Source organism: Streptomyces sp. NPDC059740, from assembly GCF_042733155.1.
In the GTDB taxonomy this organism is placed as follows: Bacteria; Actinomycetota; Actinomycetes; order Streptomycetales; family Streptomycetaceae; genus Streptomyces.
Window position 1 is genome coordinate 116,204 of the sequence record NZ_JBHWGP010000014.1, and the last position, 13,832, is coordinate 130,035.

Annotated in this window: 14 protein-coding genes; 8 read left to right on the forward strand and 6 right to left on the reverse strand. The window is 74.1% G+C overall.

The features are described from left to right. Nucleotides 1-11 precede the first annotated feature (11 nt). The 3 genes from ACFV3R_RS18825 to ACFV3R_RS18835 are packed head-to-tail and all read right to left on the reverse strand — an operon-like array spanning nt 12 to nt 2,614. Nucleotides 12-785 (reverse strand): FAD:protein FMN transferase, encoded by a 774-nt coding sequence (locus tag ACFV3R_RS18825; RefSeq protein WP_385583699.1) that lies wholly within the window; start codon nt 783-785, stop codon nt 12-14. Continuing rightward, a complete protein-coding gene (locus ACFV3R_RS18830; protein ID WP_385583702.1) occupies nt 778-1,206 on the reverse strand; it encodes an FMN-binding protein in 429 nt (142 codons plus the stop codon). The genes ACFV3R_RS18825 and ACFV3R_RS18830 overlap by 8 nt, the downstream gene beginning before the upstream one ends. A 31-nt stretch (nt 1,207-1,237) precedes the next feature. After that, nucleotides 1,238-2,614, reverse strand: a complete 1,377-nt coding sequence (locus ACFV3R_RS18835) for a ferric reductase-like transmembrane domain-containing protein (protein ID WP_385583705.1) — start codon at nt 2,612-2,614, stop codon at nt 1,238-1,240. A gap of 177 nt (nt 2,615-2,791) precedes the next feature. Here ACFV3R_RS18835 and ACFV3R_RS18840 point away from each other — a divergent pair, with 177 nt between their 5' ends. After that, a complete protein-coding gene (locus tag ACFV3R_RS18840) occupies nt 2,792-3,523 on the forward strand; it encodes a response regulator transcription factor (RefSeq protein ID WP_385583708.1) in 732 nt (243 codons plus the stop codon). Beyond that, nucleotides 3,523-4,968, forward strand: a complete 1,446-nt coding sequence (locus ACFV3R_RS18845; protein WP_385583711.1) for a sensor histidine kinase — start codon at nt 3,523-3,525, stop codon at nt 4,966-4,968. The genes ACFV3R_RS18840 and ACFV3R_RS18845 overlap by 1 nt, the downstream gene beginning before the upstream one ends. A gap of 36 nt (nt 4,969-5,004) precedes the next feature. On the opposite strand, the gene ACFV3R_RS18850 is transcribed toward ACFV3R_RS18845, so the two are convergent. Beyond that, complete coding sequence (locus ACFV3R_RS18850; protein WP_385583715.1) at nt 5,005-5,559, reverse strand: hypothetical protein; 555 nt, start codon at nt 5,557-5,559, stop codon at nt 5,005-5,007. Nucleotides 5,560-5,752: 193 nt separating this feature from the next. Here ACFV3R_RS18850 and ACFV3R_RS18855 point away from each other — a divergent pair, with 193 nt between their 5' ends. From ACFV3R_RS18855 to ACFV3R_RS18870, 4 genes are all read left to right on the forward strand, one after another. Then, on the forward strand, nt 5,753-6,490 hold the full coding sequence (locus tag ACFV3R_RS18855) for a response regulator (RefSeq protein WP_385583719.1): 738 nt from the start codon (nt 5,753-5,755) through the stop codon (nt 6,488-6,490). A 147-nt stretch (nt 6,491-6,637) separates the two neighbouring features. Beyond that, nucleotides 6,638-7,522: a universal stress protein gene (locus ACFV3R_RS18860; RefSeq protein WP_385583722.1), complete on the forward strand. Its 885-nt coding sequence runs from the start codon at nt 6,638-6,640 to the stop codon at nt 7,520-7,522. Nucleotides 7,523-7,618: 96 nt separating this feature from the next. Next, nucleotides 7,619-8,974, forward strand: a complete 1,356-nt coding sequence (locus ACFV3R_RS18865) for a nicotinate phosphoribosyltransferase (protein WP_385583725.1) — start codon at nt 7,619-7,621, stop codon at nt 8,972-8,974. A 2-nt stretch (nt 8,975-8,976) separates the two neighbouring features. Next, nucleotides 8,977-9,273, forward strand: a complete 297-nt coding sequence (locus tag ACFV3R_RS18870) for a dsRBD fold-containing protein (RefSeq protein WP_385583728.1) — start codon at nt 8,977-8,979, stop codon at nt 9,271-9,273. A gap of 69 nt (nt 9,274-9,342) precedes the next feature. Here the strand turns inward: ACFV3R_RS18870 and ACFV3R_RS18875 are convergent, their stop codons facing one another. Both ACFV3R_RS18875 and ACFV3R_RS18880 read right to left on the reverse strand, forming a co-directional pair. Further along, nucleotides 9,343-9,813: a universal stress protein gene (locus tag ACFV3R_RS18875; protein WP_385583731.1), complete on the reverse strand. Its 471-nt coding sequence runs from the start codon at nt 9,811-9,813 to the stop codon at nt 9,343-9,345. Nucleotides 9,814-9,964: 151 nt separating this feature from the next. Continuing rightward, nucleotides 9,965-11,698 carry a GAF domain-containing sensor histidine kinase gene (locus ACFV3R_RS18880; protein WP_385583734.1) on the reverse strand — a complete coding sequence of 578 codons (1,734 nt, stop codon included), beginning with the start codon at nt 11,696-11,698 and terminating at the stop codon, nt 9,965-9,967. A 223-nt stretch (nt 11,699-11,921) separates the two neighbouring features. Here ACFV3R_RS18880 and ACFV3R_RS18885 point away from each other — a divergent pair, with 223 nt between their 5' ends. Both ACFV3R_RS18885 and ACFV3R_RS18890 read left to right on the forward strand, forming a co-directional pair. After that, nucleotides 11,922-12,665 (forward strand): CBS domain-containing protein, encoded by a 744-nt coding sequence (locus ACFV3R_RS18885; protein ID WP_385583737.1) that lies wholly within the window; start codon nt 11,922-11,924, stop codon nt 12,663-12,665. A 33-nt stretch (nt 12,666-12,698) separates the two neighbouring features. Next, a complete protein-coding gene (locus ACFV3R_RS18890; protein WP_385583739.1) occupies nt 12,699-13,736 on the forward strand; it encodes an alcohol dehydrogenase catalytic domain-containing protein in 1,038 nt (345 codons plus the stop codon). The last annotated feature ends 96 nt before the right edge of the window (nt 13,737-13,832 follow it).

The window sequence follows — 13,832 nt, forward strand, 5'->3', positions numbered from 1 at the left end:
TGCCGGGGCCGTCACCCGGCCGCGGCCCTCCCGTGCGGGAACCCGCCCGTGGCCAGGACCGTGCCGTCCGCGGTGACCACCAGGAGTTCGTAACCCTCGATGTCCGCCATCCACGGCAGGGCTGCCGTGCCGTGCACCACCGCAGCGGTGGCGTAGACGTCCGACCAGGTCAGGCTGGGGCCGACCACGGTGGCGGAGAGCAGGGTCCGCGCCGGCTGCCCGGTGCGGGGGTCGAGGACGTGGGCACCGCGTTCGGCGGGACCCGAGGTCGCCACACCGCCCTCGCCTGGTGCGACCGAGGCGATCAGCCCGCCGGCGACCCGGGGGTCGGCGACACCGACCGTCCAGGGCCGACCGGGAGCGGCCGCACCGCGCAGCCGGATGTCGCCGCCCCCGTTGACCGCGTAGTTCCGCGCACCGGTCCGCTCCAGGAGGCGAGCGGCCTCCTCCACCGCCCAGCCCTTGACCAGGCCGCACGGGTCGAGGGCTCCGCCGGCCCTCGCGTCGAACCGGCCCTCGGTGCGTGCGTTCGCCTCTTCACACAGGGCGAGCACCTCGGAGACCTCCGCCGGCTCCTGCCCGGGTGTGAGCTCACCCCGTGCAAGCCGGCTGATGGCGCTCTGCGGCCGGTACGGGGAGTAGACCGCGTCGACGTGGTGCAGCCAGTCGACGGCCTCCTCCACCGCCGCCCTGAGCTGCGGCGTCGCCTCGTCCCGCACGTCGAAGGTGAAGACGGTGCCCATAACGTGTTCGACGTGGTGCACGCCCGGCCCGCGCTCAGCCACGGGCCTCGTCCAGGGCGCTCTGCAGGGAGGCGATGTACCCCTGGCTGGTGTAGCTGGCGCCGGTCACGGCGTCGATGGTGGCACTCTGGGCGCCCAGCGCCTCACTGGTCAGGCGGGGCACCGCGTAAGCGGCTATCTCCTGGTCCCGTCCGCGGCCCGAGGGCACCTGGAGGACGGCCACCTTCGTCAGCCGGCCGCCGGAGACGGTGGCCCGCACCTGCACCGGCCCGTAGCGGGTCTGCACGGTCCGGCCGGTGAAGACACCGTCTCGGCTCTTGCCCTTGCTCGGCGCGTCTGCCCCGGCGCCGCTGCCGCCGCCCGGCGCCACCGCGGCCGGCGTCGGGGCGTGGTGCGGTTTGAGGGACAGGAGCAGGACAACTCCCGCGGTGGTCGAGACGGTGGTGAGGAGGGCTCTGCGCACGGTGACTCCGGCAGCTGGTCGGGGTGGGGGCTCAGAAGGCGAAGGACTCGTGGTGCACGCGGCCACGCGGCACGCCGGCCTCGCGCAGTGCCGCCTGCGCGGCCCGGGCCATGCCCGGTGGACCGCAGAGGTAGACGTCCCGCCGGGCCAGGTCCGGGACACACGCGGTGAGTGCTGCGGCGGTCAGCGGGAGCGAGTGGCCGGCCGGCTCGGTCACGCAGTACACGACACGGGCTCCGCGGCGGGCTGCCACGGCGTCCAGTTCCTTCCGGAAGACGAGGTCGGCGGTGCTGTGCGCCCAGTACAGCAGGGTGACGTCACCGGGCAGTGTCTCGAAGAGCGTCCTCAGCGGTGTGATGCCGACGCCTCCGGCCAGGAGCAGGGCGCGCCCGGTGCGGGCCCGCTCCGCGGTGAGCCCGCCGTAGGGCCCCTCGGCCCACACCCGGGTCCCCGGGCGGAGCCCGGCGACCGCGGCACTGTGCCGGCCCGCGGCCTTCACCGTGATGCGCAGCCGGTCACCGGTCACCGGGGCGGAGAGGGAGTAGGGGTTGGCGGCCCACCACAGCCCCGGGGTGAGGAACCGCCAGCGGAGGAACTGCCCCGGGCGGGCCTTCAGCCGCGCCAGGTCCCTGCCGGTCAGCTCCACCGTGACGACGCCGGGCGCCTCCTGGCGTATCTCCGCCACCCGCAGCCGGTGCCGCCTGGCGGCGCGCAGCGGGGTGAGGACGCGGTACCAGAGCAGCAGGGCCGCGGACCCGAGGTAGAGCGTGTACCACGCCGCCTGTGCCAGGTGGTTGCCGACGAAGTCCGCCCCGTTGGACAGCTGGTGTCCGAAGGAGAGGAAGAGCGCGAGGTAGGTGGCGCAGTGCAGCAGGTGCCACGTCTCGTAGCGCAGCCGTCGCCGCGCCAGGCGGGCGGAGAGCACACCGGTGAGGAGCAGCAGGAGGAAGCCCGCCGTGGCCTTGAGCATCTCGGGGTAGTGCAGGACGATCGTCGTGGCCTGGTCGACGACCCCCGTCCGGCCGGTGAGGGCGTAGCCCCACACGATGGTCAGGACGTGCACGAGGATCAGGCCGACGGTGTAGCGCCCGGCGGCCGCGTGCCAGCGCGCCGTGCGGTCGGTGCCGGCGGTGCGGTCGAGCAGCGGGAGGCGCGCCATCAGCAGCAGGAGGACCGCGCAGCCGTAGCCCGCCAGCAGGCCGGTGATGCGTCCGGCGCCGGTCAGCCACCCGGCGAGGCCGACGACGGAGGAGGTGTCGGCCCACCAGAGGGCGACCACCGCGGCCGCCCCGGCCCACCCGAGCAGTCGGGCGAGCAGCGGGACGTGGCGGGTCGGGGGGCGGCGGGGTGCGGCCCGGTGGCTCGGTGCGGCGGGCCGGTCGGCCAGGGTGGTGGTGGGGAGGGCCATGTGGTCAGCTCTCGGTGGGGGCGTTCGGACCCGGCCAGTGTGTGGGCGCAGCCTCTGAGTTCCCTCAGAGACCGGGCGCTGCGGGCGTCCGGATACCGGATTCAGAGGGAACTCATAGCTCCCCGGCCGGCTCTTCGACGCTCGTTCCTGCCGCGGACCTGCGATTCTGTAGGAACCATGGACAGCCCCACCCCCTCCGCCGCCCCACTGCGCCCGGACGGCACCCCGGTGCGCGTCCTCGTGGTCGACGACGAGGAGGACCTCACCCAGGTTCTCGGCTCCGTCCTCGGTGCCGAGGGCTTCGCCGTGCGTACCTGCGGCGACGGGGCCGGGGCGGTGCGGGAGGGGACGGAGTTCCTGCCCGATGTCGTGGTGCTCGACTGGATGCTGCCGGACATGGACGGCCTGAGGGTGCTGCGCGAGCTGCGTGCGCGGGTGCCGGCGGTGTGTGTCCTCTTCCTCACGGCGCGCGACGCGGTGGAGGACCGGGTGGCGGGCATCACCGCCGGCGGGGACGACTACGTCACCAAGCCCTTCAGCCTGGAGGAGGTGCTGGCCAGGTTGCGGGGGCTGCTGCGCAGGGCCGGCATGACCCGCGAGTCGGCGGAGCCCCGGTTGGTCTTCGCGGACCTGGTGATGGACGAGGAGGCCAGGGAGGTGAGCCGGGGCGGTGTCCCCGTGGAACTGTCACGCACCGAGTTCGAGTTGCTGCGGTTCCTGATGCACAACCCGCGCCGGGTCCTGTCCAAGGAGCAGATCCTGGACCGGGTGTGGTCCTACGACTTCGGCGGCCGGGCGCACGTCGTCGAGCTGTACATCAGCTATCTGCGCAAGAAGGTCGACGCGGGCCGGGCGCCGCTGATCCACACCGTCCGCGGGGTCGGGTACGTCCTGAAGCAGGAGCAGTGATGCGCCGGCTCCGGATGCCGCGGTCACTGCGCGCCAGACTGACGGCGGGACTCGTGGTCCTGCTGGCCCTGGCCTGCCTGGCGGTCGGGACCGGTACCGTCCTGGCCCTGCGGGGGTTCCTGGTGGGCCGGATCGACCAGCAGCTCACGGCCTCGCAGGGCCGGTTCGCCGCAAGCCTCGAGCACGAGCGGCACCCGGACGCCGACAACCGCGGCGACACCCGCGGTCAGGCGGCCGGCACCTTCGGGGCGAGGCTGCTGCACGGCAGCACCACCCAGGCGGCCGTCGTGGGGGACGGTGGCGCGCATCCCGCCGTCCGGCTGAGCGCCGCCGACCGTCGTGCGCTCGCCGGCCTCCCGGTCGACGGCACGGGCCACGAGGTGAGGCTGTCCTCCCTGCACGCCTACCGGATGGCCGCGGTGACCGGTGACGACGGCGACGTGCTGGTCACCGGTCTCCCGCTCCGTCCCGTCGAGGAGACGCTGCACAGGCTGGAGTGGGCGGAGGCAGCTGTGTTCGCGCTGACACTGGTGGTGACCGCACTGGCGGGCGCCCTGTGGATCCGGTCCAGTCTGCGGCCGCTGGGGCGGATGGCGAGGACCGCGCGGGCGGTGACGGAGCTCCCCCTGGCCAGCGGGGAGGTGGACATGCCGACGCCCGTCCCGGTGGGCGACCCGGCCACCGAGGTGGGGCAGGTCGCGGCGGCTCTGAACCGGATGCTGGGGCACGTCGGGGACGCTCTGGCCAGACGCCATGCCGTGGAGGAACGGCTCCGCCACTTCGCCGCCGACGCCAGTCACGAACTCCGCACCCCGGTGGCCACGGTCCGTGCCCACGCCGAACACGCGCTGCGCCGCCCCGAGCCGCTCCCTCCCGAGGTGCGGCACGCGCTGGAAAGGGTGCAGGCCGAGTCCGAGCGGATGGGCGTCCTCGTCGACGACCTGCTGCTACTGGCCCGTCTGGACGCCGGGCGGCCACTGGCGCGCGAGGCGGTCGACCTGACTCTGCTGGTCATCGACGCGGTGGCGGACGCCCGCGCCCTCTCACCCGGTCACCGCTGGCAGCTGGACCTTCCCTCCGAGCCGGTCGTGGTGGAGGGCGACCGCGACCGGTTGCACCAGGTGGTCGCCAACCTCCTGGCCAACGCCCGCGCGCACACCCCCGCCGGGACGACGGTGACCACGACCCTCACCGACGCGCCAAAGACCGTGGCGATCGAGGTCCGGGACGACGGCCCGGGCATTCCCGCGGACCTGCGGGACCAGGTCTTCCAGCGGTTCACCAGGGCCGATCCCTCCCGCACCCGCCGCGGCGGTGGCACGGGGCTCGGGCTGGCCATCGTCGCGGCCGTCGCCACGGCCCACGGTGGCGAGGTGGACGTCGCCAGCAGGCCGGGCGAGACCCGGTTCAGGGTGCGCCTGCCCCGCGGTGACGGTGGCCGCTGAACTCGGACCCGGCCAGGAACGGCAGGCGCGGGAAAGTCAGCCCCGCCCCGTCCACCCCGCCTCGGTCTCGTCCCACTCCCGCCCCCACTCGCGCTCGCGCCCCGCTGCCAGGTGCCCGCGGACGAGCCGGTAGCCGCCGCCCGCGAGCACGGCGACGCAGGCGAACATCCCGGAACCGGTGGCCGAGGAGACCAGGGCGACATCGGTGGGTTCAGGCGGGGGCGGCTGTGTGCGGCCGCGCGCGTCGAGCCACACGGTCACCCGGGAGTGCGCCGCGAGGCCGCCGGTCACGTAGGCCTCGGCGTGACGGAGCCGACCGCTGGGCGTGCGGTAGGTGACCGGCGCCCGCATCGTCGGTGCGCCGTCGGGAGCACCGGGGTCGGACGGCACGTCCCGCCGGAGGTCCGCGGTGACCGGGGTGAGACGGGCCCGGTCGCCGGCCAGACCGTCGGCGACGGCGAGGCCGCTGACGGCCCCCGCCACGGGCCCTCCCAGGGCCACCACGGCGGCGGCGCACACACCCACCCAGCCCTGGACGCGGTCGCGCCGCCGCACCAGCGGGTTGCCCCGATGACGCCAGGGTGCCGTCATCCTCACCCTCCCCGTGCGCTCCGTCTCTCACCTGGCAGGTGCCCCGGGTGGCGTTCCCGGTGCAGGGCCGTTCGGGCACCGCGCGGGGCCGGTCCGGCACCCGTACCGGCCCCGTCCGGCCGCAGTGGCCTGCGTCAGCTGTGCTCCGGGGGGTTACCCGCACCGGTGACGGCTGAGCGACCTGGGGACGGGCATGAACGAACCGCAGCACTTCTCGTCCGAGCGACCGATCCGCGTCATGGTCCTGGACGACCACGAAGTGGTCCGCACCGGCGTCCGCGACCTGCTGGAGGCCGAGCAGGACGTGGCGGTGGTCGGTGAGGCCGCCAGCGCGGCCCAGGCCCTGGCTCGCGGTCCCGCGCTGCGGCCCGACGTCGCGATCCTGGACGTCCGCCTCCCCGACGGCGACGGCGTCACCGTCTGCCGCGAGCTGCGCTCCCGGCTGCCGCAGCTGGCGTGCCTGATGCTGACCTCGTTCGACGACGACGAGGCGCTGCTGGACTCGATCATGGCCGGGGCCGCCGGTTTCGTGCTGAAGCAGATCCACGGGGCGGACCTGGTGAGTGCCGTCCGCACGGTGGCGGCAGGGCAGTCGCTGCTGGACCCCGCCACCACCTCCCGGTTGATGAACAGCCTGCGGGGGGAGGGCCGGCAGGATCCGGCCGGCCCGGACGAGGAGGCTGTGGTGGCCCTCACTCCCCGCGAACGCGAGATCCTGGGCTTCATCGGCAAGGGCCTGACCAACAGGGAGATCGGCAAGGAGCTGTACCTGTCGGAGAAGACCGTCAAGAACCACATCTCCCGGCTGCTGGCCAAGCTCGGGGTGGAGCGCCGCATCCAGGCGGCGGTCGTCGGGGCCCACGCCCACCTCGACGACGGGGCCTGCGCCCCCCGCTCCCCCGGCCCGCCGCACGAGCCGCCCTCCCACTGAGGCCCTCCCCACGGGACCGAACGGCCCCGTGCATCGAGCCCCGTGGCCCCTGGCCCCGCGCCGGTGGCGGCGCCCAGCCTGAAGGGGTGAGGCGACGGGACCGGAAGCCGGGGCCCGTCCGGCCGGCGTCGAGGGAACGAGGTCGCCATGGAAGCGGCAGAACCCGCAGTGGTCACAGTGGGCCTGGACGGCTCGCCGGAGAGCCTGACCGCCGCCCGGTGGGCGGCCGCGGAAGCCGAACGACGGCACGGTGTGCTGCGGCTGCTGCACGCCTGGGTGCTGCTGGCCACCGGCGAGACCGACACCCCGCAGATACGCGAACGCAACCAGGGGGCCCGGGAGGTGGCGGCCGAGGGACTGCGCTGTGTACGCGACCGGCATCCCGACCTGCCGGTGATCGAGGACCTCGTGGGGGAAGAGCCCGAACCCGCACTGCTGAGGGCCGCGGCCGAATCGCAGGTTCTGGTGCTCGGCACCCGCGCGCTGGGCGGCGTCGCCGGGTTCACGATGGGTGACACGAGCCAGTACGTGGTGGGACGGGCCGACGGCGTCGTCGTACTCGTCCGCGCCGGCCTCCCGGAGGAGGAGGGAGCCTCCACACCCCGCGAACCGCGGGTGGCGGTGGGCCTGAGTCTGCACGGCTCGTGCGACGAGGTGCTGGGTTTCGCCTTCGCCGCGGCCAAGGCCAGGGCGCTGCCGCTGCACGCGGTGCACGGCCGTGCACTGCCCGGCTCCGCGTACGCGCCGCGCGGCTCCCAGTCCGACGTCGAACGGCAGGTCTACGAGGCGGCCGAGCACGATGTGGTGGCAGCACTGCAACCGTGGCGGGAGAAGTACCCCGAGGTCCCCGTGCAGCTCTCGGTCGTCCTGGCCAGCTCGGCACAGGTCGCCGTCCACTGCGCCCAGGGCGCCGACCTGCTCGTCGTCGGGCGGCGCAACCGGCACGCCCGGTTCGGTCCGCACCTCGGCCCGGTGGCCCACGCCGTCGTGCACCACGCCCGCTGCCCCATCGCGGTGGTGCCGCAGCGATGACCGGGGCGCGACACCGGTCGGACCCGAGCAGGGCGGTCCCGTGCACGCACTTCCCGTCCCGGCGACGGAGGCACCCGCACCGCCGAGGAGGCGCAGATGAGCAATGCCACCCTGACCGATCTCTACGAGGTCAACATGGCGCTGTCGTACTTGCGGGAAGGGATGAACGGCGAGGCCACGTTCAGTTGCTTCGTGCGTCACCTGCCCCCGGACCGGGGGTTCCTGGTGGCCGCCGGTCTGGAGTCGGTGCTGGACTTCCTCGACGGGTACCGCGTGACGCGGGAGGACGTCGAGGCGTTCGCAGCGGTCTCCGGCCGCCCGGTGCAGGAGACGGCCTCCCTTGAGGGCCTCACCTTCCGCGGCGAGGTGCGCGCGGTGCCGGAGGGACGTGTGGTGCTGGCCGGCGAGCCCCTGCTGGAGGTGACCGCCCGCCTCCCCGAGGCGCAGCTGGTGGAGACCTTCGTACTCAACCAGCTCAGCCACCAGACCGCGGTGGCCTCCAAGGCCGCACGGTGCGTCCTGGCGGCCGGAGGGCGGCCCGTCGTCGACTTCTCCATGCGGCGCACCCACGGCATCGAGGCCGCCCACCAGGCGGCGCGGCTCGGTTGCCTCGCCGGCTTCTCCGCGACCAGCAACGTGGCCGCCGCGGCCCGCGAGGGGCTGCGTTCCACCGGCACCATGGCGCACTCCTACGTGGAGGCCCACGAGGACGAGGAGGCGGCCTTCCGCGCCTTCGCGCTCACCCACCCCGGACCGGTGACGCTGCTGGTCGACACCTACGACACCCTCGCCGGAGCGGCGACGGCCGCCGAGGTCCTGCTCGACCTGGAGATCGAGGAGGGTTCCGCCGTCCGGCTCGACAGCGGTGACCTGGGCCGGCTCGCCCACCAGGTCCGGCGGCTGCTGGACTCGCGCGGTCTGCCCGGGGTGCGCATCGTGGCGAGTGGGGGGCTCGACGAGTTCGCCATCGAGGACCTCGTCCGTTCCGGGGCACCGATCGACGTCTTCGCCGTCGGCACGAAGGTGGGCGTCAGCGCGGACGCCCCCTACCTCGACTCGGCCTACAAACTCGTCGAGTACGACGGGCACGGGGTGATGAAGCTGTCGTCCGCCAAGGTGACCGCGCCCGGCCGCAAACAGGTCTACCGCGGGCCCGGCCCCTCGGACGTCATCGCGCTGGCCGACGAACCGGCGCCGGCGGGTACGGAGCCGCTGCTCCTTCCGGTGATGCGCGACGGCCGGCGCACCGGGCCCGGCGAGGGCCTGGCCGAGGGCCGTCGGCGGCTGGAGAGGGACCTCGCGGCCCTTCCGGAGGCGGCGAGGTCGATCCGTCTCCCCCAGGCGCCGCGCGCCGCCTTCTCGCCTGCGTCGGCGGCACTCACCCATCACGTACAGGACCGGCTCGAACACCGGGCCGGCACCCACGGTCCGAACGGAACGGCAGGAGGATGAGCATGGACAGGGTCACCCAGTGGAGCGTGCACGTCTACCTCTTCGAGCACGAGAGGAGCACCACCGCGCGGGCGGAACTGGACACCGGCACCAGCCGCATCACCGGACACGGCACGGCGCACCGCGCCCCGCAGGACGCCGAGGTCCCGGAGATCGGCGACGAGATCGCAGCGGGGCGCGCCCTGCAGGAGCTCGGCCGGCGGTTGCTGGCCTTCGCCGACGAGGACCTCAGCGCACTGGCCACGCCCGGCACCCGCACCCCGGTGCACCATTCGGGGCACCTGTGGACGGACGAGTGAGACCCGGTGGGTCCCGCAGTCTCCGATGAGGCCCGGTCGGCGGCCCGCAGGGCGCCCGGCCGGCGCGGGTCAGCCGCGGCCCCCTGCTTCGCGGGCGCTTCGGACGACGACCACCGGGCAGGTGGCGTGCTGGGTGCAGTGCTGTCCCACGGAACCCAGCAGCGCTTCGGCGAAACCACCGTGCCCGCGGTTGCCGACGACCAGCAGGGAGGCGTCGCGGGCGGCGTCCAGCAGGACCGCGGGGGCGGTGCCGTAGGCGACGGTGGTCCGCAGCGCCACCCCGCCCTGGTCCCCCAGTGCCTCGCGGATCGCGTTGCCGAGCGTTTCGCGGGCGCCGCTCTCCATCTCCTTCATGTTCACCGGCCCCGGCACCCAGCCGATGGAGCCGAGCATCGCGGGCATCTCCCACGCGAGCACCGCGTGCACGGGCGATCCGGTCAGCTCCCCCTGGCGTACCGCCCACCTGAGGGCCGCCTGCGAGGAGTGGGAACCGTCGACCCCCACCACGATCGACGCCTCCTGGGATTGTCGGTCGGGCATCTCGGCCACCTCCGCGAGTGACAGTTCCGGCGGGGCCCCGCACGCGGCGCGGCCCTTCCCCCCTTCCACAGTGGTGGCCGCCACGGGTCGGGGCCACCGCAGACACTCCGGCCCGGGCAACCTGCGGGCCCGTCCGCCCGTGGCGGCACGTTCACCGGCCCGCTCCGCCCGCCGTCAGCGGCACCCGCCAGACCAGGGTGGTTCCCCGAGCCTCGGAGGAGTGGACGGCCAGGACCCCGCCCAGTTCCTCCGCCCTGCTGCGCAGGTTGCCCAGTCCGCCGCCCGAGGCACCGACGGGGATGCCCCCGCCGTCGTCACGGACCTCCAGGGTGAGCTGGTCGGAGGCGGCGACCAGGCTGATGTCGGTGCGGTGGGCGTGCGCGTGACGTGCGACGTTGGACAGCGCCTCGGCCAGCACCGCCACCACGTGGTCGGCCGTGCGTGCCGGCACGTCGGTGTCGAGCAGGCCCTCCATCCGGATGGCCGGGGTGAAGCCCAGGTGCGGAACGGCCTCCTGCACCGTGCGCGCCACCCGGATGCGCAGGCCCTCGGTGGCGGCGCCGGATGCCTGCTGCTCGCGCAGCCCGAAGATGGTCGACCGGATGATCTTGATGGTGGTGTCCAGCTCGTCGACCGCGCGTGTCAGCCGCTCCCGGGTGAGCGGGTCCTCGGCGTAGCGCAGGAGGCTCTGCAACGTCATACCGGTGGCGAACAGTCGCTGGATGGCGAGGTCGTGCAGGTCGCGGGCGATACGGTCGCGTTCGTCCATCAGGGCGACCCGCTCGGCGTCCGCCCGCCGGTCGGCGACCTCCGTGACCAGTGCTGCCTGCCGCGAGAAGGCGCGCAGCGACCCGATCTCCGGCTCCGTGTACGCCGGGCGCGGCCGGCGACGGGCCAGCAGCAGCACGCCGCGCACCACTGCGCCGGAGGCCATGGGGACGGCCACGGCGGCGCCCAGTCCGGCCCAGCGCCGTGGTCCGGCCGTGATCCGGACGTCGTGCTCCAGGTCGGCGCTGCTCACCGCCTGCTCCGTGGTGAAGGCCTCCCCCAGCACCGAGCCGGCTACGGGGACGAGCAGGCCCTGGTGCCGGTCGGCGGCCTCGCCGTCCGCGACGACGATCTCCAACCGGTCGGCTGCCTCGCCGGCCGGTTGCGCCAGCACGCCCAGGTCGGCGGAGAGGATGTCGCGGCAGAAGGCGACGATCCGCCGCATGACGCCGTTCCGGTCGGCCCCCGACAGGAGCATCCGGGTGATCTCCGCGTCGGCCTCCACCCACTTCTGCCGGCGGCGGGCCCGCTCGTAGAGGTGGGCGTTGTCCACCGCCGCCCCGGCGGCGACGGCGAGCGCCTGCAGGGCGAGTTCGTCCCTCTCGTCGAAGGCGGTGCCGTCCCGCTTCCCGGTCAGGTAGAGGTTGCCGAAGACCGTGCCCCGCACCCGTACCGGGACAGCGAGGAAGGAGCGCAGGGCCGGGTGGTGGGGTGGCAGACCGCAGTAGGCCGGAGGGTCGGCGAGGTCGTGCAGGCGCAGCGGTTCCGGGCTGCGGATCAGTCCGCCGGGCAGTCCTTCGCCGGTCGGCAGGTGCCCGATGAGTGCGGCCTGGTCCGCGTCCGCTCCCACGGTGACGGACTCGGCCGGGGTGCCGTCCTCGCCGATGACGCCCAGTGCCCCGTGCCGGGCGCCGACAAGGGCCACGGCGGCCTCGACCACGTAGCGCAGGACCCGGCGCGTCTCCAGATCCCGCCCCACCGACATCACGGCCTGGAGCAGGTCGCGGTCGCGCAGCCCGTACCAGGTCTCGGCGGATCCGGCGAAATGCCCGCCCAACTCGTCGAGCAGGCCTCTCAGCCGGGCGCCGGGGTCAGGGTCCGCTCCGCTGTCGGCCACGGCTGCCACGTTCTCCCGTCCCGTCGCAGGGCCCCCCGCCACAGTAGAACGGCGTCAACCGCCGCGCAGTCCGGGCCGGCCCCGGGAGGGCACCCGTCACCCGGGCCGACAGGCACCCCTGTCGCACCCGCCCGGCCCACTGCCCGGCCCGGCCTGCGGCGTGAGGCTGGGAAGCAGGGCGTTCCATACGCCCTGGACCGGACGACGAGTGGGGAGCCGAGTAATGCGCAACCGTACGCTCAGAGACCTGATGTCGGCCGCGGTGGTCACCGCGCACCCGGAGGAGGGCCTCAAGGACATCGCCAGGCGCCTGTCCCGCAACGACGTCACCGCTCTTCCCGTGACCGAGGCGAACGGACGGGTGGTGGGGGTGGTCTCGGAGGCCGACCTGCTCCGCGCACAGGCCCGCCGGCCCGACCCCAGCGGACTGGATCCCTCGCTGCTGCTGCCCCACACCAGTCAGGCACCGGCACCCGGCGTCACCGCCGGTGACCTCATGACGAGCCCGCCGATCACCGCCCGCCCGGGCTGGAACGTCGTGGAGGCCGCCCGCGTCATGCAGCACCACCATGTCAAACGCCTGCCTGTGGTCGACGAGGCGGACCGGCTCGTCGGGATCGTGAGCCGCGCCGACCTGCTGCGGGTCTTCCTCCGCCGGGACGAGGCCATCGCGGAGGAGATCACCGAGGACGTCCTGCACGGCACGCTGCACCTGGCACCGGCCGAGGTGACCGTCTCGGTGCACGACGGCAGGGTGAGTCTGCACGGCACGGTGGAGGACGCGGAACTTGTGCCCGTCCTGGAACGGCTGTGCCGCGGGGTGGACGGCGTGGTGGACGTCGAGAGCGTCGTCGGCGGGCCGAGGCTGACGGGCGCTGCGCAGGATGTACGGCGGACCGCCGAACCGTCCGTGGCCAGTGGCAGGTATCCGCGCGACATGCGCGCTCCCCGAGGCGGCACCGGCTGAGGCCCGGTTGCGCCTGGCAACGGAAGGTGAACCATGAAGGGATACGTCTTCGACGGCCCGGGCCACGGTGCCTGGCGGGAGGTGGCCGAGCCGGCTCTCCAGGACGCCACCGACGTCATCGTGCGCGTGAGGACGACCACCATCTGCGGCACCGACCTGCACATTCTCAAGGGCGACGTCCCGGAGGTCGCTGCGGGCACGACGCTCGGTCACGAGGCGGTGGGTGACGTGGTCGAGACGGGTTCGGCGGTGCACGGCGTGCGCCCGGGCGACCGGGTCCTCCTCTCCTGCATCTCCGCCTGCGGCCGGTGCCGGTACTGCCGGGAGGCCGCCTACGGTCAGTGCACGGGCGGCGGGGGCTGGATCCTCGGCCATCTGGTGCACGGCACGCAGGCGCAGTACGTCCGGGTACCGTTCGCCGATCTCTCCCTGCACCCCCTGACCGAAGCGGTCCGCGACGAGGACGCGGTCCTGCTCTCCGACATCTACCCCACCGGGTACGAGGTGGGGGTCCTCAACGGTACGGTCCGCCCGGGCGACACGGTGGTGGTGGTCGGTGCCGGGCCGGTCGGTCTCGCGACCGTCGCGACCGCCCGCCTCTTCTCACCGAGACGCATCGTCGCCGTGGACCTGGCGCCTTCCCGCCTCGACGCGGCGCAGGCCGTCGGGGCCGACACGCGGTGCCTGGCCTCGGAGGATCCGGAGCGGCTCGTCGAGGACGTGACGGGTGGCCTCGGGGCCGACGTGGCCGTCGAGGCCGTCGGCATCCCGCAGACCTTCGAGTCCTGTGCCCGCATGGTGCGGCCGGGGGGTCACGTGGCCAACGTCGGCGTGCACGGTGAGCCGGCGACCCTGCACCTGGAACAGCTGTGGATCCGGGACGTGACGCTGACGACCGGGCTGGTGGACACCCGCACCACGCCCCTCCTCCTGGACATGCTCGCCGACGGCCGGCTGCCGACGGCTCCGCTGGTCACCCACCGTTTCGCGCTCGACGAGGCGGAGGCGGCCTACGACGTGTTCGCGAGGCCCGACGACACCGGCGCTCTGAAGGTGGTCCTGCACTCCTGAGCGTTTCCTCGCGCAAGGTGCCGCCGTCCGGGTCTGCGGGGGCGCCGGGCAGGCGTGGAGCCGGGGCTCCGCCGCTGCGGGCAGGCACCATCCCTT

Coding starts and splice junctions, on each gene's coding strand:
- ACFV3R_RS18835 (WP_385583705.1), bottom strand. CDS start 2,614: ATGGCCCTCCCCACCACCACCCTGGCCGACCGGCCCGCCGCACCGAGC.
- ACFV3R_RS18840 (WP_385583708.1), top strand. CDS start 2,792: ATGGACAGCCCCACCCCCTCCGCCGCCCCACTGCGCCCGGACGGCACC.
- ACFV3R_RS18845 (WP_385583711.1), top strand. CDS start 3,523: ATGCGCCGGCTCCGGATGCCGCGGTCACTGCGCGCCAGACTGACGGCG.
- ACFV3R_RS18850 (WP_385583715.1), bottom strand. CDS start 5,559: ATGACGGCACCCTGGCGTCATCGGGGCAACCCGCTGGTGCGGCGGCGC.
- ACFV3R_RS18855 (WP_385583719.1), top strand. CDS start 5,753: ATGAACGAACCGCAGCACTTCTCGTCCGAGCGACCGATCCGCGTCATG.
- ACFV3R_RS18860 (WP_385583722.1), top strand. CDS start 6,638: ATGGAAGCGGCAGAACCCGCAGTGGTCACAGTGGGCCTGGACGGCTCG.
- ACFV3R_RS18865 (WP_385583725.1), top strand. CDS start 7,619: ATGAGCAATGCCACCCTGACCGATCTCTACGAGGTCAACATGGCGCTG.
- ACFV3R_RS18870 (WP_385583728.1), top strand. CDS start 8,977: ATGGACAGGGTCACCCAGTGGAGCGTGCACGTCTACCTCTTCGAGCAC.
- ACFV3R_RS18875 (WP_385583731.1), bottom strand. CDS start 9,813: ATGCCCGACCGACAATCCCAGGAGGCGTCGATCGTGGTGGGGGTCGAC.
- ACFV3R_RS18885 (WP_385583737.1), top strand. CDS start 11,922: ATGCGCAACCGTACGCTCAGAGACCTGATGTCGGCCGCGGTGGTCACC.
- ACFV3R_RS18890 (WP_385583739.1), top strand. CDS start 12,699: ATGAAGGGATACGTCTTCGACGGCCCGGGCCACGGTGCCTGGCGGGAG.